This is a genomic window from Microbacterium algeriense (assembly GCF_008868005.1).
In the GTDB taxonomy this organism is placed as follows: domain Bacteria; phylum Actinomycetota; class Actinomycetes; order Actinomycetales; family Microbacteriaceae; genus Microbacterium; species Microbacterium algeriense.
In genome coordinates this window covers 1,085,430-1,102,452 of record NZ_WAAO01000001.1, presented here as the reverse complement: position 1 = coordinate 1,102,452, position 17,023 = coordinate 1,085,430, and the positions used below count along the sequence as shown (strand labels likewise).

At 68.8% G+C, this 17,023-nt stretch carries 16 protein-coding genes and 1 tRNA gene; 4 read left to right on the top strand and 13 right to left on the bottom strand.

Annotation, left to right across the window (positions count from 1 at the left end):
- Window positions 1-33: 33 nt before the first annotated feature.
- From mpaA1 to mpaB (F6A08_RS05370), 5 genes are read right to left on the bottom strand one after another with little or no spacing between them, the layout of a single operon-like run.
- Complete coding sequence (mpaA1, locus tag F6A08_RS17835; protein ID WP_017201487.1) at window positions 34-168, bottom strand: MpaA1 family daptide-type RiPP; 135 nt, start codon at window positions 166-168, stop codon at window positions 34-36.
- A complete protein-coding gene (mpaC, locus tag F6A08_RS05385; RefSeq protein ID WP_151458821.1) occupies window positions 169-1,359 on the bottom strand; it encodes a daptide-type RiPP biosynthesis dehydogenase in 1,191 nt (396 codons plus the stop codon).
- A complete protein-coding gene (gene mpaD, locus F6A08_RS05380) occupies window positions 1,356-2,615 on the bottom strand; it encodes a daptide-type RiPP biosynthesis aminotransferase (protein ID WP_151458820.1) in 1,260 nt (419 codons plus the stop codon). The genes mpaC and mpaD overlap by 4 nt, the downstream gene beginning before the upstream one ends.
- On the bottom strand, window positions 2,612-3,658 hold the full coding sequence (mpaB, locus tag F6A08_RS05375; RefSeq protein ID WP_151458819.1) for a daptide biosynthesis RiPP recognition protein: 1,047 nt from the start codon (window positions 3,656-3,658) through the stop codon (window positions 2,612-2,614). Before mpaB (F6A08_RS05375) ends, mpaD begins: the two co-directional genes overlap by 4 nt.
- Window positions 3,658-4,665 carry a daptide biosynthesis RiPP recognition protein gene (mpaB, locus tag F6A08_RS05370; RefSeq protein WP_225855743.1) on the bottom strand — a complete coding sequence of 336 codons (1,008 nt, stop codon included), beginning with the start codon at window positions 4,663-4,665 and terminating at the stop codon, window positions 3,658-3,660. Before mpaB (F6A08_RS05370) ends, mpaB (F6A08_RS05375) begins: the two co-directional genes overlap by 1 nt.
- Before the next feature lie 235 nt (window positions 4,666-4,900).
- On the opposite strand from mpaB (F6A08_RS05370), the gene F6A08_RS05365 reads away from it, so the two are divergent.
- The 3 genes from F6A08_RS05365 to F6A08_RS05355 all read left to right on the top strand — a co-directional run bounded on the left by F6A08_RS05365 (window position 4,901) and on the right by F6A08_RS05355 (window position 6,492).
- Window positions 4,901-4,988, top strand: a tRNA-Ser gene (locus F6A08_RS05365).
- 265 nt (window positions 4,989-5,253) lie between these two features.
- Entirely contained in the window at window positions 5,254-6,195 is a 942-nt protein-coding gene (locus F6A08_RS05360) for a hypothetical protein (protein ID WP_151458817.1), read from the top strand.
- A 12-nt stretch (window positions 6,196-6,207) separates the two neighbouring features.
- Entirely contained in the window at window positions 6,208-6,492 is a 285-nt protein-coding gene (locus F6A08_RS05355; RefSeq protein WP_151458816.1) for a hypothetical protein, read from the top strand.
- Between the two features lie 147 nt (window positions 6,493-6,639).
- Here F6A08_RS05355 and F6A08_RS05350 read toward each other — a convergent pair whose 3' ends face one another.
- The 8 genes from F6A08_RS05350 to F6A08_RS05315 form a co-directional block, all read right to left on the bottom strand.
- Window positions 6,640-7,263 (bottom strand): GNAT family N-acetyltransferase, encoded by a 624-nt coding sequence (locus F6A08_RS05350; protein ID WP_151458815.1) that lies wholly within the window; start codon window positions 7,261-7,263, stop codon window positions 6,640-6,642.
- A gap of 29 nt (window positions 7,264-7,292) precedes the next feature.
- Window positions 7,293-7,922 carry a phosphatase PAP2 family protein gene (locus F6A08_RS05345; protein WP_151458814.1) on the bottom strand — a complete coding sequence of 210 codons (630 nt, stop codon included), beginning with the start codon at window positions 7,920-7,922 and terminating at the stop codon, window positions 7,293-7,295.
- Between the two features lie 30 nt (window positions 7,923-7,952).
- Window positions 7,953-9,350, bottom strand: a complete 1,398-nt coding sequence (locus F6A08_RS05340; protein WP_192576689.1) for a multidrug effflux MFS transporter — start codon at window positions 9,348-9,350, stop codon at window positions 7,953-7,955.
- 101 nt (window positions 9,351-9,451) lie between these two features.
- Window positions 9,452-10,606: a cystathionine gamma-synthase gene (locus F6A08_RS05335; protein WP_151458813.1), complete on the bottom strand. Its 1,155-nt coding sequence runs from the start codon at window positions 10,604-10,606 to the stop codon at window positions 9,452-9,454.
- A gap of 73 nt (window positions 10,607-10,679) precedes the next feature.
- On the bottom strand, window positions 10,680-12,056 hold the full coding sequence (locus F6A08_RS05330; protein WP_151458812.1) for a cystathionine beta-synthase: 1,377 nt from the start codon (window positions 12,054-12,056) through the stop codon (window positions 10,680-10,682).
- Between the two features lie 121 nt (window positions 12,057-12,177).
- Entirely contained in the window at window positions 12,178-13,140 is a 963-nt protein-coding gene (locus F6A08_RS05325) for a carbohydrate ABC transporter permease (protein ID WP_017201497.1), read from the bottom strand.
- Complete coding sequence (locus F6A08_RS05320) at window positions 13,137-14,276, bottom strand: carbohydrate ABC transporter permease (RefSeq protein WP_017201498.1); 1,140 nt, start codon at window positions 14,274-14,276, stop codon at window positions 13,137-13,139. Before F6A08_RS05320 ends, F6A08_RS05325 begins: the two co-directional genes overlap by 4 nt.
- A 104-nt stretch (window positions 14,277-14,380) precedes the next feature.
- Window positions 14,381-15,697, bottom strand: a complete 1,317-nt coding sequence (locus F6A08_RS05315) for an ABC transporter substrate-binding protein (protein ID WP_017201499.1) — start codon at window positions 15,695-15,697, stop codon at window positions 14,381-14,383.
- 281 nt (window positions 15,698-15,978) lie between these two features.
- On the opposite strand from F6A08_RS05315, the gene F6A08_RS05310 reads away from it, so the two are divergent.
- Window positions 15,979-16,983 carry a LacI family DNA-binding transcriptional regulator gene (locus tag F6A08_RS05310; protein ID WP_017201500.1) on the top strand — a complete coding sequence of 335 codons (1,005 nt, stop codon included), beginning with the start codon at window positions 15,979-15,981 and terminating at the stop codon, window positions 16,981-16,983.
- The last annotated feature ends 40 nt before the right edge of the window (window positions 16,984-17,023 follow it).

The following is a 17,023-nucleotide window of genomic DNA, read 5'->3' as shown; positions in this document are numbered from 1 at the left end:
TTTCCGGTCTCGATCTCCTCTCCTTCGAGGCGATCACGTCGCGGCAGCCGCGCCGATTCCGATGAGAACCAGCGCGCCGATCACGCCCTTGTAGAAGCTGTCCCAGCTGGGTGCCTCCATCGCGTCCAGCTCCTGGAACCGGATCCGCTTCTCTGCGGGTTCGTTCATTCACTTCACCTCCTCCCTCCGGAACATCGGGGGCCGGTGGTCTTCACCGACCGACGGTGCACTCCAGCGGGAATCGCGGAGCACATCTCGGAAGTCCTCTTCGACGAGACCGGGGAGCATCGGCCGGCGGTGCCCCCACGACGTCTCGATGGCGGCGGAGATGCGGCGGATCTCGGAATCCGGCGGCCGCGGCGGACGCGGGATCGCCCAGCGGTCGATGAGCGCGGCGATGCCGGCGGACGGGTCGTCGGGCAGCGCCGCCGCTGCCGCGACGTGCGACCAGAATCCGTGGAGACTCGCGGGGTCTCCCCAGCGCGGGTCTCCCGCGCCGATCCGGTCCCATACCGCGGCGATCACCGCCGCCGTGGCGACCATCTTGCGCACCCCCAGCCGGAACGCCACCTCGTTCGCGACGTACCAATGGCGGGCGCTGTACGGATCTTTCCCCCGCAGCGCCGCCGTGCGCTGGGTGGCCGCGCTCAGCCGCGCGAGGCGCAACCGCGCGGCGGCGGATGCGGTGCCCTGCGCGACCGCCGTGAGGAGCGCCGCGCCGAGGGCGGACGCGTCTCTGTTCCCTCTGCTGTCGCCGCGCGGGCTCGTCGAGGCGCCGGCCAGACGCAGGAGCACCTCCAGCGCCCCCTCCCTGACCGAGGCGGACGAGAGGGTCGCCAGGTTGCACGGATCGAGGACGGCATGGCGCGGCCTCAGCGCGCGCCCGACGAGGAGCCGGTAGCCGTGCTCGTTCTGGAGAACGGCCACGCTGTTCGTCTCCGACGAGGTGCCGAGCGTGGTCGGGACGGCGACGATGTCGACGGGAGGCGGCGCATCGGGCAGCAACGTCAGGGCCGCCTTCGCCGCATGCCCGATCGCGTAGTCGAACACCCGCCCCCGGGCGAGAGCGAGCGCGGCGATCTTGCTGGCGTCGAGGACCGTCCCTCCACCGAAGGCCACGATCATGTGCGGAGGGCGGCGGCTGATCTCCCGCGCCATCGCCTGGACGACCGCGACATCGACCGCGCGCGCCTCGACCAGCATGGTCCGCGCCGGCGGCCCGACGAGGAAGGAGGGCGCCACCGCCGAATCCGCGAACACGAGGGTGTCGCGTCCCGCCGTGAGGCGCGTGGTCGTCTGCCGTGCGATGCCCTGGCCGTGCCACAGCGTCGGGACCCGACCGCGGAAGTCCCCGGTCATGCGGTCACCTCCCGGATCCGCGCCAGCCCGGCCCGCACCGCCCTGTCCGTTTCGAGAAGGTCCTCCGGGCCGAACCCGTACCCGGGGATCAGCTCGATGGAGCTGGGACCCGGATGCACCAGCACGCCGTCGTCCGCGATGGCCGAGACGATCTGCAGGACCTGCGGGCCCGAGAGCGGACTCCCGTCCGCGGCGCGCAGCCCCAGGCCGAGGAAGCAGCCGCTTCCCGTCACCTCCGTGACCACGCCTTCCGCCTTCCACCGCATCGCGAGCCGGAGCAGCTCAGCCGCCAGCGCCTGCGTGGTCGACTCGACCTCGATGCGGTGCAGCTCGGCGATCACCGCGAGGATGGCCGCGGCGCACGCCGGCGTCCCCGCCTGGGTCTCGCCGTGCACGAAGGTCCACCCGCCGCGCTCGAAGGCGGAGGCGATGCGCGGGCCCACCAGAAGCGCGGCGGCGCCCATGGCGCCGTTCGTCAGCGCCTTCGACAGGATGAGCACGTCCGGGGCGGCCGCCCAGTCGTCCGTCGCGAACATCCTCCCGGTGCGACCGAACCCCGTGGCGACCTCGTCCGCCACGAGCAGGAAGCCGTAGTGCTCCCGCAGGGCGAGCAGTCGACGGATGAACGCGTGGGCGAGCGCGTGCGCGCCCGTGCCGAGGACCGGCTCCACCACGACCGCGGCGACCCTGTCGCCTTCGCGCTGCAGCAGCGCCGACAGCTCTTCCCCGTCGTCGTCGTGCGCCACATGGCGCACGGATCGGCGGTCCACCGCGTACGCGGACTGGAGCAGATCATCGCCGCTGAGCGCATGACTGCCGTACATCGTGCCGTGATAGCTCCCGCGCAGACCCACGATGAGCGAGCGGGATGCCGTTCCGTGCTGCGCCCAGTATTGCCTCGCGAGCTTCATGGCGGCGTCGTTCGCCGCCCCTCCCGACGTGGAGAACACGACGCGGGCGTACCTCTCGGGGTTCGCGAGGTCGATGAGCGCGTCAGCTGCCTCCTCCGCCTGTCGATGCGGCGCGCGGAACAGGGAGAGGTACGACGCGTCGCGTGCGGCCTTGCTCACCGCCTCCGCGACCGCCGGGTTCCCGAACCCGAGGGGGACGTTCCACAGTCCGCTCGTCGCGCAGAGTCGCGTGGAACCGTCGGCGAACGCGATGCGATGTCCGGTGGCGGCGACCGCGACCTGGGAGGGCGAGAACGTGGTGTCGGCGGGGAGCATCGACGTCCACAGCGCGTGCGGTCCCGTCACCCGTTCACCCCCGTCGTCGGATCGCCGCTCGTTCGTTCACCGAAGTGGACGCCGAGGGCTGCGACCGCCTCGAGGCACAGGGCGCTCGCGTGGGAGACGGGCGTCCCGAGTTCCCGAGCGAGCCGCTGCGCTGCGAGCTCGAGCGTGCTCGACGTCTGCGTGGCCGCGACGACCGTCGCGGTGAGCGGCGTGAGCAGCTGACGGCGCAGAGTCCCGGTGTCCGCGAGCATCAGACCGTCGGCGGTGTCGAGCAGGAAGGGGTCGGCGGTCAGGGGTTCGGCGTCGGCGAGCCGGTCGTCGATCGGCGCCCAGCCGAAGCCCGCGATCCGCGCGTCACCGTTGACGAGGTGGAGCATCTTCATGAGGTCGGTCGCGCTGAGGTACCGCCTGATCCCGCCGAGTCGCGCCGATTCGGCCGCGACCTCGTGTCGCGGTGCGACCTCTCCCAGCGCCGTGGACCGCGGAAGAGCAGTGTCGAGCGCGGCGCTGAGGTCGTCGACGGTGCCGATCACCTCCCCTTGCACGCCGACGCTCACGGAGCCGTCGGCCGCCACCCGGACGGCGCTCGGAGTCACCACCTCTCCCGGCTTCTCCAAAGCGCTCCGGTCGGCGAGGAGCACCCGCGGGTCGATCAGGGCCGTGGAGAACACTCCGGTCCGCCGAGCGAGGTCGGCGTCGTCGAGGAAAGCGCGCCAGCCGGCGGCATCGAAGAAGCGGATGGCGGTGGGACCGATGATCTGCACGAAGGCCGCGGCGACGTAGTCCTGGAGCTCCACGCCGCGCTCCCCGAAGAAGAGCTCGTCGCCGACCGCCCGCAGCTCGCCGGTGTAGCGGGCGACGGCAGCGGGCCCTCCATCCGGCGGACTGCTCGCCGGCAGCAGCATCACGTCGTCGGGTGCGACCACCTCCCGGACGGCTTCGACCGCCGCCCCGCTCTCGACGAGGAACACCCGCGAGAACGCCTCTCGCTCGCCGGTGAGCCACTCGCGGAGTGCGCGCGCCCCGAGCAGGTCCGCTCCCCCGACGTCCGCGTCGTCCGACATCAGGCCGCTCCTCGCGCATCCGACGGAAGGTCGAACCCGGCCGAGGACAGTGCGTTCCGGACCTCGTGGATCGTGGGAGCGACGGCGATCGGTCGCACGCCGAGCTCGAACGCCAGCAGAGCCGTGGCCGACGATTCGTCCTCCGTCGCGATGAGGCACTCGGCGGCGCGTGCGGCCTCGAGCCCGAGTCGGAGGCGCCGATGGCCGGCCGGATCCAGGACGAGGTACTCGTCGCCCTCGCCGGTCACGAGGAAGGGCGCGTCCGCCGACACGACGATCGGGAACGCGGCGCTCTCATCGAGGGCTCTGACGAGGTGTCCGCCGAAGCCGGAGACGGTCGGGCGTCCGGGTCCGCCGGGCCTCTCGCGCAGCAGATCGAGCGCAGCCAGGTACCGTCCGAGCCACGGTCGATCGTCGAGGTCGGCTTCGAGGACGCGGCGGTCCACGATCCGCGCGAAGGATCTTCCGCGCCCGGCACCGGCGACCGCTGCCGCTTCGATCTCCGCACGCTCGTCGCCGACGTGCCCGAGCAGCAGTCCGTCCGGACCGTCGCGATATTCTCCATCCGCCGTCACATGCACGCGGACCACGGTCCCGGCGGCTGCTGGGGTCGGAGTGAAGGACATCCGGGACTCCAGCAGCACGGCGCGGCTGAGCAGCTGGTCGACGAAAATCCCGTAGTCGCGCGCGGTGTCCGCGTCACTGAGCAGGGCCGCCACGCCTTCGGCGCTGCGCTGTCGGAGCACCGTGCGCGCCACGATCGAGAGGAACGGCGCCGCGACGTAGTCCTGCAGCTCGATGACGTGGTGCCCGTCGAGCACCAGCCGATCGCCCGGCTCGCGGAAGCGCCCGCGGTAGCCGATGACGTTGGCATCTCCGCGCCGGACCGAACCCGGCGGGGCGAGGACGATGTCTCTCCTCCTCGCCGCCCGGAGCACGTCGCCGAGATGCTCGCCGGACTCGAGGAAGAACACCGTCCCGGCGACGAGCTCGCGTAGACCGCTCACGTACTGCTCGAACGCCCTCACCGAACGCGGGCAGCGCCGTGATGTCGTCGTCGAACTCCCCTGCATGCTTCCCCCACAAACCTGGTGTACCCATTCGAGGTGGATACGTCTGCACACGAAGCTATAGACACCTCGGGTAACATGCAATATTTCAGCTCAAGCGTCGCCGCTCGCCGCCGAGAGGGACTGTCACTGCGTGCCCGGTCGATCGGATAGGATGGACAGGTTGTTCCTTGGTGACGTGTCCGAGCGGCCGAAGGAGCACGCTTGGAAAGCGTGTGTTGTGCAAGCAACCGCGGGTTCGAATCCCGCCGTCACCGCCAGAAACGTCGAAGGCCCTCGCATCAGCGGGGGCCTTCGACGTTCGTCTCCTCCCGCTTCCCGTGGTCGCCCTGCAGCACACTTCGCGCCTTCGGCTCTGCGCCTCGCACAACATCGATGGCGATGCCGAACCACCCGAGGACCTATCCAACAGAGGCAGTGGCGCTTCCGCCTGTCGATTGTTCTGCCATATCGGTGGCTCCTGAATACTTTCGCAATCGTCGAGCTTGTTCGTTCTGCCTGCTCGACCTCACGATTGGGAACCACATGACAATACCGCTCCGGTGCACGATCGCCGCCTTCGCGACCGCTGTCCTTGTCATATCGGGCGGCACTGCGGCCGCCGCACAGACGGGGGGCACGGACCCGTCTGTGGTTGCCACTCAAGCGAGTGCATCTGTCAATATGACCACCGACGCGAACGGCACGACCATCACGACTGAGTCGAGCGAGGGCGACCACGACGCCGTCGAATTCGGGATCCCGGGCGCCCCTTCAGAGGACGCGGTCGATCTTGCCGCCGTTCCAAGGGACCTCCAGAGTGGTGCTGGACGACCAGTCGCTTCGACGGAAATAGATGGAGCACTTCTGACCTCTTATGCTTCAGATGTCGGCGTGCAGACCCTGATCGAGATCGCGGACGCCGGCTCGCCCACTGAGTACGCCTTCCCCTTCGAGATGGTCGGCGGCAGCTCCCTCCAGCTGCAGCCCAGCGGCGCAGTTTTCGTAAACGATGCGACAGGGCTACCCGCGGCGATGCTCGACGTGCCATGGGCGTTCGATGCCAACGGTGCTCCCGTGCCCACCTCGTTCCGTGTCGAAGGTTCGACTGTTGTCCAGGTCGTCGACACATCCGCCGTCACGGCATACCCGGTCGTCGCAGACCCTGACTTTTGGTGGATCGTGACCAACTCCGCTGGATGCCTTGCAGAAATCGCCGGGCTCAGCCTTGTCGGAGCGAAGGCTGTTCAGGTCTTTGCCAAGGCAGACAGGATCGTTCGCGCGGCCGCAGCGCTGGGCAAGTACTACGACGCCCTCGGAGGGAAAATTGACAAGGTCATCGGCATCTTCAAGAAGTGGATCAACAACAAAGCTTCTCTGACTCGCAAGCAACTCACGGCGCTTGAAGGCCTCATCCGAGAGGGCGCGAAAATCTTCTTCAATGCTGTGGGCCTAGGCACTTGCTATAGCCTTGTCAAAGGATCCTGACAGGAGGACGTCATGACCTTCGGCATGTTTCTCGTGGCGTTCGGCGTCGCGGGCATCTCGATGATTCTCGGCGTGATCGTCCGATCATTCTGGATCAGCAACCGTGTGAACGGAGCCGGATTCTGGCTCCTGGCGTTGCTTTTCATGGGCGGCATCGGTGCCGTGACAACCGCCTACAATCCCGTCATTGAACCGTTGTGGCTGCACTACGTACTGATTGTGGTTGCGCCATTCCTCGTCGGGTTCGTCGGTCTATCGGTACTGATCGGCCGACGACCCGCGGTCGACGAGCAGTAGCCTTTCCTGCTGTATGACACTGGCCCCGAGCTAGTTCAGGCGCTACTCCTTGAAGTGCTCCAGCCCCTGGCCGCCTGCGCAACGCACGAGGACCCTCGGGGACGCGTTGTCAGGGTCGCCGACCTCTGGGCACCTGTTACGGCCTGGTCAGGTAGCGACCGACGATGAGTCGCTGTCGAAGCGCACACCATAGATCTGCCCGCCGGGCTCGGCCGGCAGGCGGGTCATTCCGAGTCGCTCGTAGAACGCGGCGGCGCCGGTGTTGTTCGGGTCGATCCCGAGGTGCAGTCCCCGTACGCCGCGGCGGGTCAGTTCGGCGAACAGCGTCTGCATGAGCTGTCGCCCGAGTCCTTGGCCCTGCGTCTCCGGAAGCATGTCGATGTGCAGGTGCGCGGGGTACTCCGCCGCGTTCGGCTCGATGCCCGGCGCGCGGGTGTATCCGTAGTCGACCATCCGATCCTCGCGCGTGGCGACCTCGACGGGGCGGGGGTACCGCTGCTGCAGCGCCGGCCACCACTCGTCCCGGAACCAGGTGTAGAACGTGTCGGTGTCGTCGGTCGCGACGATGTACCCGATCGTCCGTCCGTCGTCGCTCTCGACGACCCAGGCGAGATCCGGATGCCGTTCGGCGTAGGGGACCGCGAACAGGTTCCCCCACAGGTCGTCGTCCGACAGGATGCCGATCGCGTCTCCTCCGGCGTCGGCCGTCTTCACGCAGACCTCGTACAGCGAGGCACGGTCGGCGGGGCGGTACGGACGGATGCGCGACACGGGGACTCCTTCGACGGGGACGGGCCCGATCAGCCTATCGGCGCGTCGAGTGCGTGCTTCTTCCGCTGCACCCACGGCAGCAGCCACGCGGCGAGCACCAGCACCACACCGGCCCCGACGAGAGCGCCGCCGAGCGTGTCCGTCGCCCAGTGCACCGAGAGGAACGTGCGCGAGAGCGCCATCGCCAGCACCCACAGCGCCCCGACGATCGCGACCCACACCCGCGGGAACAGCACCCAGAGCACGAGCGCGATGGTCGCCGCGTTCGCAGTGTGCCCCGAGGGGAACGACCCGTAGTCGCTCACGACGAGCATGTCATCCGGTCGCGCGCGTCCGAAGAGCGTCTTGAGCAGTTGCACCGCCCCCGCACTCGCCAGGAAGCTCACCGCCGCGAAGACCGCACCGCGCCACCGGCGCGCGAGCACCAGCGCCAGGATCGCGAGCAGGGGAACACCGAGGATCGCGACCCAGCCACCGCCGATCCAGTTCAGGGCGAGGGCGAAGTCGAGCATCCAGTCGGCCCTGGCCGCGGCGATCATCTCGTTCCACCACCGGTCGAAGCCGGGCGATTGCGGGTAGACGAACACCACCACGGCGCCGAGAGCCGTTGCGAGCACGAGGAGGCTCACTCCCCACCACAACAGCGTCCGTCTGCTCATCGTCCCATTGTGGCCGATGGTTCCTGAAGATCAGGGAGTGAGCATGCCCACCGTGCGGGGTCGTACGACGAGCCACAGCGCGAGGATGCCGACGACGGAGCAGCCGACCATGACGGAGGCCATGGTCGTCGCGGTGATCCCGGCGTCGTGCGAGAGCCAGCCGACGGCCGGGGAGATGAGACCCGCGACGCCGAAGTTGGCCGCCCCGATGATCGAGGCCGCCGTCCCCGCCGCCTTGCCGTGGCGGTCGAGGGCCAGCACCTGCACGTTGGGCATCGTGAACCCGCACGCGGTCATGAAGACGAACAGCGGGATGACGGTTCCCCACAGGCCGAGCCCGAGCTGATCGGTGACGACGATCGCGACCGCGGAGAGCAGCAGCACGGCCGTCGAGTACGCCATGACCCACTGCGGTCCGAATCGGGCGGCCAGCCGCGAAGCCGTCTGCACGCCGAGCACCACACCGAGCGAGTTCACGGCGAAGAGCAGACCGTACTGCTGGGCATCGAGTCCGTGGGTCACCTGGAACAGGAATGGCGAGGCCGAGAGGTAGGAGAACAGACCGGAGAAGGTCATGCCGCCGATCACGAGGACGCCGAGGAACACACGGTCGGAGAGCACGGAGCGGTATCGCTGCAGCATGGTGGCGCCGCCGCGGTCCTGGCGACGGGCGACGGGCAGCGTCTCCGGGATGAAGAGGATCGTCGACAGCAGCATCACGATCCCGTAGGCCGCGAGCACCGCGAAGATGCCCCGCCAGGGCATGAGCGTGAGCAGCCACGACCCGATCAGGGGCGCGACGACGGGTGCGACTCCGGAGACCAGGGCGAGGCGGGACAGCATGACGACCAGGCGACGCCCGCCGAACAGGTCGCGCACGATCGCCATGGCCACGACACCACCGGCCGCCGCGCCGACACCCATGAGCACGCGGGCGACGCTGAGCGGCGCCAGATCGGGCGCGAAGGCCGCTCCGACGCTCGCGAGGACATGCAGAGCCGTGACCACGATCAGCGGAACGCGACGGCCGACCTTGTCACTGAGCGGGCCGACGACGAGCTGACCGAGGGCGAAGCCGATCATCGTGCCGGTCAGGGTCAGCTGGATCGCCGCTGCCGTGGTCTGGAAGTCCTCCTCCAGCACCGGGAAGGCCGGGAGGTAGAGGTCGATCGTGAACGGGCCGAGTGCGGTGAGAGCGCCCAGCAGGATGATGTACAGCGTCCGGCGACCGAGGGAGATCGCGTCTCCCGGGTGCAGCATGATCGGCGCGGTGGCGGGGTTCGATCCGAGCGTGCGGATCGCTCCGGTCGCCGTCGACGTGCGGATGCTGCCGGTCGCCGTGCGCGCGGGCGCGGCGATGGCGGGAGTCTCGGGGTGCGACGAGGCGTCTGCGACGGGCAGGGAGTCAGTGCGGGGAGCGTCGGACACGACGTCCTTCCAGAATCAGGGGAAGCGTGATCGAATCGATTCGATCGGGGGAACCCCCAAGTTACCGCCGCGACGCCCCGTTCGGTCGGGCGGACGCAGCGTCAGCGCCCGATGCGGCCGAGCCCGTCTTCGAGATCGGCGATGAGGTCGCTCACGTCTTCGATGCCGACCGACAGTCGGACGATGTTCTCGGGAACGGCGAGCTCGGTGCCGCGGACGGACGCGTGCGTCATGTCGGGCGGATACCCGATGAGCGACTCGACCCCGCCGAGCGACTCGGCCAGCTGGAACAGCGACGTGCTCTCCGCGAAGGATCGCGCTGCATCCGCGCCGGCGGCGAGTCCGAGCGAGAGCATCCCGCCGAAGCCGCTCATCTGCCTCGCCGCGATGTCGTGCCCGGCGTGGGAGGCGAGTCCCGGATAGAAGACCTGCGCGATCTCGGGCCTCTGCTGCGCCCACTCCGCGATGGCCTGCGCGTTCTCGGAGTGCTGTCGCATCCGCAGCGCGAGCGTCTTGATGCCGCGCGTCGTCAGCCACGCGTCGAGCGGTGCCGAGACGGCGCCCACGGCGAACTGCTGGAACTTGACCTGCTCGAAGAAGCGGTCGTCACCGAAGACGACCGCGCCGCCGAGCACGTCGGAGTGACCGCCGAGGTACTTGGTCGTGGAGTGCACCACCAGGTCGGCGCCGAGGGAGAGCGGCTGCTGCAGGGCGGGCGAGGCGAAGGTGTTGTCCACGACGACGATCGCTCCGGCGGCGTGCGCGATCTCGGCGGTGAGCGCGATGTCCACGACCTTGAGCAGCGGGTTGCTCGGGGTCTCGAGCCAGACGATCTTCGTCTCGGGACGGATCGCCGCCCGCAGCGCATCGACGTCCGACAGCTCGACCGTGGTGGTCTCGATCCCCCACGTCGACAGCACGCGCGTGAGGAGTCGGTACGTGCCGCCGTACACGTCGTTGCCGAGGAGCACGTGGTCGCCCGGGGTGAGGATCCCGCGCAGCAGGGCGTCCTCCGCGGCGAGTCCCGACGCGAAGGAGAGCGCCCCTTCGCCGCCTTCGAGCGCGGCGAGCTGCGTCTCCAGCGAGGAGCGGGTCGGGTTGCCGGAGCGGTTGTACTCGTAACCGCCGCGGAGCCCTCCGATGCCGTCCTGCACGTGCGTGGACGACTGGTAGATCGGCGGGATGATCGCCCCGGTCGTCGGATCGGGCGCCTGTCCCGCGTGGATGGCTCGAGTGGCGAAAGCGTGGTCGGACATGTCTCTCAGCCTACGTCGGCCGTCGCCGCCGAGGCCGTCCCGTTACGTCCGAGGTCGCCGGTGGTGGCGCCGCTCAGCGCGCGAGGTAGGCCAGCAGATCCTGGCGCGTCAGCACCGTGTGCGGCTTGCCGTCCTCCGTGACCAGCAGGGCGTCGGCGTCGGCGAGCGCGGCACGGGCGTCGGCGACGGAGGCATGGATGCCGACGAGCGGAAGCCGCTCCCCCACATGCGCGCCCACGGCGTCCGTCGGATTCGCCTCGCCGCGGAACAGCAGGTCGAGCAGCCCCTTCTCGTCGACGGTGCCGACGACCTCGCCCATCATCACCGGAGGTTCCGCGCTGAGCACGACGAGCTGCGAGACGTCGTACTCGGTCATCATCCGGATCGCCTCGAGCACGGTGTCCGTCGGATGCGCGTGCACGAGGTCCGGGATGCTCTCCCCCTGGCGGGTCGCCCTGGCGGCGAGGACGTCGGCGACGGTCTCCCCGTCCTCGACATCGCTGAACCCGTAGGACCGCATCCAGCCGTCGTTGAAGATCTTGCCGAGGTAGCCGCGCCCCCCGTCCGGGAGCAGCACGACCATCACCGCCTCCGCGGGCAGCTCGCGCGCCACGCGCAGCGCACCGGCCACGGCCATGCCGCTCGATCCGCCGACGAGGATGCCCTCCTCGCGGGCGAGCCGGCGCGTCATCGCGAACGACTCGGCGTCGCCCACCGCCACGATCTCGTGCGGGACAGTGGGGTCGTAGGCGCCGGGCCAGATGTCCTCGCCCACTCCCTCGACGAGGTAGGGGCGACCCGTCCCACCGCTGTAGACGCTGCCCTCCGGGTCGACGCCGACGATGCGGACGCGCTCGCCGGACACCTCGCGCAGGAAACGGCCGGTTCCCGTGATGGTCCCGCCCGTGCCGACCCCGGCCACGAAGTGCGTGATCTCGCCGTCGGTGTCGCGCCAGATCTCAGGACCGGTGGTCTCGTAGTGGCTGCGCGGACCGTTCGGGTTCTCGTACTGGTTCGGCTTGAACGCCCCGGGGATCTCCCGCGCCAGCCGATCGCTCACGCTGTAGTACGACTCCGGACTGTCGGGGGCCACCGAGGTCGGCGTGACCACGACCTCCGCGCCATAGGCCCGGAGCACGTCGATCTTGTCCTCGCCGACCTTGTCCGGCAGCACGAACACGCAGCGGTAGCCCCGCTGCTGCGCCACCAGGGCGAGTCCGACGCCGGTGTTGCCGCTCGTCGGCTCGACGATGGTGCCGCCCGGCTCGAGGTCACCCGCGGCTTCGGCGGCGTCGATGATCCGCGCCGCGATCCGGTCCTTGGAGGAGCCGCCGGGGTTCAGGTACTCGAGTTTCACGAGCACCGTGCACGCGATGCCCTCCGTGACGCGGTTGAGCTTCACGAGAGGGGTGTCGCCGACGAGATCGACGATGGAGTCCGCATACTTCATGACTTCAGGGTAGACGCGCGCATGCCGCGTGCGGGGCTGTGTTGCGCTTCGACGGGCTCAGCGACCCACGACTTCGACGGGCTCAGCGACCCAGCGGTCCCTGAGCCCGTCGAAGGGCGCGTCACCCCTTGGTCGACCCGGCCAGCAGCCCGCGGACGAAGTAGCGCTGCAGGGCGAAGAACACGATCAGCGGCACGATGATCGACACGAAGGCGCCGGCGGTGAGCAGGTACCAGTCGTTGCCGCGCGTTCCGGTGATCTCGGCGAGCAGCTTCGTGATGGGCGCGGCAGCGCCATCCGCGAACACCAGCGCCACGAGCAGGTCGTTCCACACCCAGAGGAACTGGAAGATCGCGACCGACGCGATCGCCGGCATCGTCAGCGGCAGCACCACGCGGAAGAAGATCTGCCCACGGGAGGCTCCGTCGACGCGCGCCGCCTCGATGATCTCGCCCGGGATCTCCGACATGAAGTTGTGCAGCAGGTAGATGGCCAGCGGCAGCGCGAACATCGAGTGCGCGATCCACACCTGCGCGTACCCGTCCGATGCTCCGAGGGGCAGGGTCACCTGCAGCCCGAAGAGGTTCAGGCCTCGCGAGAACGAGCTGAGCAGCGGCACCAGAGCCATCTGGATCGGCACGATCTGCAGCGCGAAGACGAAGATGAACAGCGCGTTGCGGCCCTTGAAGTCGATCCACGCGAACGCGTACGCCGCCATCGACGCGATCATCAGCGGGATGATCGTGGCCGGGATGGTGATCGCGATCGAGTTGACGAACGATTCCAGGATGGTCAGCTGCGTCGTGCCGGACTGCAGCACGTCGACGTAGTTCTCCAGCGTCACCTGAGGGTCGGCGAAGAACGTCCACCATCCGCTCGACTGGATGTCGTCGCGCGGGCGGAAGGACGAGATGAACAGGCCGAGCGTCGGGATCGTCCACAGGAACGCGATGATGATCGACGCGACGGATGCCCACGGGCGCGACAGCTTCTTGCGCGTCCTCCCCGCGGCTCCCTCGAATCCGCCGCCGGTGGTGATCGCGCGGGTGCTGGCCGAGGTCTCGGTCTTGACGGTGTCGGTCATCGGATCTCCCGCTGCTTCTTGATCTGGCGCGCGTTGTAGATCACGATCGGCAGCACCAGGATGAACAGGATGACGGAGAGCGCTGCGCTGCGTCCCGCCTCGAACTTCGAGAACTGCGTGTACATCTCGTTCGCCAGAACCGAGGTGCCGTAGTTTCCGGCGGTCATGGTGCGGACGATGTCGAACACCTTGAGCGAGGCGATCGAGATCGTGGTCAGCACCACGATGAGTGCCGGGCGGATCGCCGGGACGGTCACCGAGATGAACCGCTGCCACGCGTTCGCGCCGTCGAGCTCGGCCGCCTCCAGAAGCTCCGCCGGGACGCCCTTGATGGACGCGGACAGCACGACCATGGCGAAACCGGTCTGCACCCAGATGAGCACCACGATGAGGAACAGGTTGTTCCACGGCTGGTTCAGCAGCCACTGCTGCGGAGTGCCGCCGAACCACACCAGGATCTGGTTCAGCAGACCGATCTGCTCGAACTCCGGTCCGCGGTACTCGTACACGAACCGCCAGATGATGCTGGCGCCCACGAACGAGATGGCCATCGGCATGAACACGAGGACCTTGTAGATCTTCTCTCCGCGGGTGCGATCGATGAACACGGCGTACGCGAGACCGACGATCGTCGAGACCGTCGGCACCAGCAGGACCCAGATGATCGTGTTCACGACGGCGGTGATGCCGTCGGACTGCGTGAAGATCCACAGGTAGTTCGACAGGCCGACGAACTCCTTCCCCGAGGAGTTCAGGAACGACGAGTACATGGTCTGGATCGACGGCAGGATCAGGCCGACGAGCAGCAGCAGGAGGGCCGGCGCCATGAACGCCACCAGCTGGATGAGGTAGCCCGCTCCATCGCGGGATCGGTAGTCCAGCCAGAAGAACAGGGCGCCGACGAGGACCGCGACTCCCATGGCCCAGTAGTACGAGTTGAAGAACAGCATCACGGCGAGCGGTATCAGCAGGCACATCGCCAGCCGGATGACGGTGTACTGCTTTCCCTTGCGCGGAGCGATGTCCACGAGGAGCAGGATGATCGCCACGACCACCGCGAACGCGATGACCACGGCGACGGCCTGCAGGATCGGCGGCAGCGAGCCGACCCACTGGAAGAAAACTGTCGCGTTCACGGAATCCCCTTACGTCACGCGGACCGGATCGACGGTGCACCCGGGCGGGGCGCACCGAGGGAGCAGAGGGGCCGTCCCGCTGCGGGACGGCCCCTCTGCTCGGATCAGCTGGACGGCCAGCCGGTCTCGATCTGCGTGAGCACCTCATCCGTGGGGCTGCCGTTGACCCATGCGACCATGCCCTTCCAGAAGGTGCCGGCGCCGACGGCACCGGGCATCAGGTCGGACGCGTCGAAGCGGAAGGTCGTCTCCGGGTCCTGCAGGATCTTGATGGTCTCCTGCAGGATCGGGTCCTTCGCGTTCGCCGGGTCGAGGCCGTTGTTGGCCGAGGTGACGCCGCCGAGGCTGACGCGGCTGTTCGCCCACTCGGGGCTCGACAGGTACGCGAGCACCTTCTGCGTGGCCTCGGAGTCGCTGAACGCGCCGACGATCTCGCCGGCACCGGTGACCGCGGAGTCATCCGCGGACTCGCCGGGGAGCATGAACGCCCACACGTCGCCGTCCTCGGCGACCTTCGTACCCTCGGGGAAGAAGCCCGAGAGGAACGACGCCTGGTGGGTCAGCGCGCACTCGCCACCGGCGAGCTTGGGCGCGACGTCACCGAAAGCGGTCGAGTTGATCGAGCGGACGTCACCGAATCCGGCGTTGACGTTGGCCGGGTTCAGCAGGATCTCGCCGACCGAGTCGAACGCCTGCTTGATCTGCGGGTCGGTGAACTTGACGTCGTTCGTGACCCACTGGTCGTACACGTCGGGACCGGCCTGACGCAGCACGTAGTCCTCGACCCAGTCGGTGCCCGGCCAGCCGGTGGCCGTTCCGGACTCGAACCCGGCGCACCACGCCGGAGTTCCCGTGGCCGCCTGGATCTTGTCCGTGAGCGCCGACATCTCGTCGAGAGTCTTCGGCACCTCGACGCCCCACTCCGCGAACTTCGCCGGCGAGTACCAGATCCAGCCCTTGACGTTGGCCATGAGAGGCGCGCCGTAGAACGTGTCGTCGACCGTGCCGTAGTTGACCCAGTCCTCGGTCCAGTACTCGTTGGCGTTCTTCTCGACCTCTTCCGGTGCGGGCTTCAGGAAGCCCCGGTCGGCGAAGTCGGCGAACAGACCGGGCTGCGGGAAGATCGCGATGTCGGGCGGGTTGCCACCCTGGGCGCGCGTGCCGAGCTGCGTCTCGAAGTCCTGGCTGCCCTCATACTTGATGGTGATGCCGTTCTCGTCGGCCCAGTCCTTCCAGGACTCCTGGAGGAGTTCTGCCTCGGAGTCGACGATCGTCCCGTAGATCGTGACGGTGGCGTCGCCGCCGCCGTCTCCGTCGCCACCCGGCGCGCCGCCGGGAGCTCCGCATCCGGCGAGCGCGATGCCCGCGACCCCCAGCAGGGCGAGCGGCGCGTAACGCCGGGAACGCTGTGACAGAGCCATGTGAATTCTCCTCTTCGAGTACAGGTTCCCGCCTCGTACGACGCCACCCCGGGGCATCGTTAGGGAACCGATTCCAGGCCAACCTACTGGCGATCCGCATCCCCGCACAACACGCTAGGGTCACAAGCTCGCAACCATTCGCCGATCGCCCTCCTGGTGCATGGGAGCGCTCCCTCGCCCCGGCTGTGGAACCGGTTCCTTTTTCAGGGATGTCGGACTACGCTGTGACGCGGCGCGCGGGGCGCCGGCCACGCCACGGCGTGACAGGTCGAGGAGGACCGATGAGCACGATCGCGGACGTCGCGGCTCGCGCCGGGGTGTCGAAAGCCACGGCCAGCCGCGCGCTGAGCGGTCGGGGCTACGTGTCCGAGGACACCAGGAACCGCGTCGAGGACGCCGCGCGCGACCTGTCGTACGTCGCGCACTCCTCCGCCACGAGCCTGGCGACGGGACGCACCCAGACCGTGGGCGTCGTGATGCCGCCGATCGACCGCTGGTTCTTCGCCGAACTGCTCGCGGGGGTGCAGGAGTCCCTGTTCGCGCTCGACTACGACCTCTCGCTCTACGGCGTCCCCGAGGGCAGCCAGACGCGGGAGCGTCTGTTCGAGAGCGTGCTCCCCGGGCGCCGCTTCGACGGGATCATCGCCGTCGGCATCCAGCCGAGCGCTCGGGAACTGGAACGGCTGAAACAGACCGGCAGGCCCCTGGTGAGCGTCGGGCCCTACAGCGAGGGGTCCAGCGCCGTCTCGATCGACGACACCGACGCCGCCCGCATCGCCACCGAGCACCTGATCGAGCTCGGCCACACCGACATCGCCTTCGTCGGTGGCTCGACCGGTGCGGCGGAGCTGAGCTTCGGCGACGCCCGACGTCTCGACGGCTATCGCGACGCCCTGCGAGCTGCCGGACTCTCCGCCCACGTGCGTGCGGTCGCGGCCGATCCGACCATGCCCGGCGGGTACTCCGCGGCGGCCGGTCTGCTCGGGGACCGCCGGCACAGACCCACCGCGATCGTCGGCGTGTGCGACGAGGCGGCGATCGGCGCGATCATCGCGGCCCGTCGGCTCGGCATCGCGGTGCCGACCGAGCTCAGCGTCGTCGGCATCGACGACCACGAGCACGCGGACATGTTCGCCCTGACCACGATCGGGCAGTCCCCGCGCGAGCAGGGACGCGTCGCGGTGCGGCTGCTGACGCAGCAGATGGACCACCCGGATGCTCCGCTGGAGCAGGTCGCCGCAGCATCCGCTCTCGTGGTCCGCAACTCCACCGCTCCGCCGCGCTGAGCGTCCCGCACGACCGCGGAACGCACGAAGGCCCCGGGCG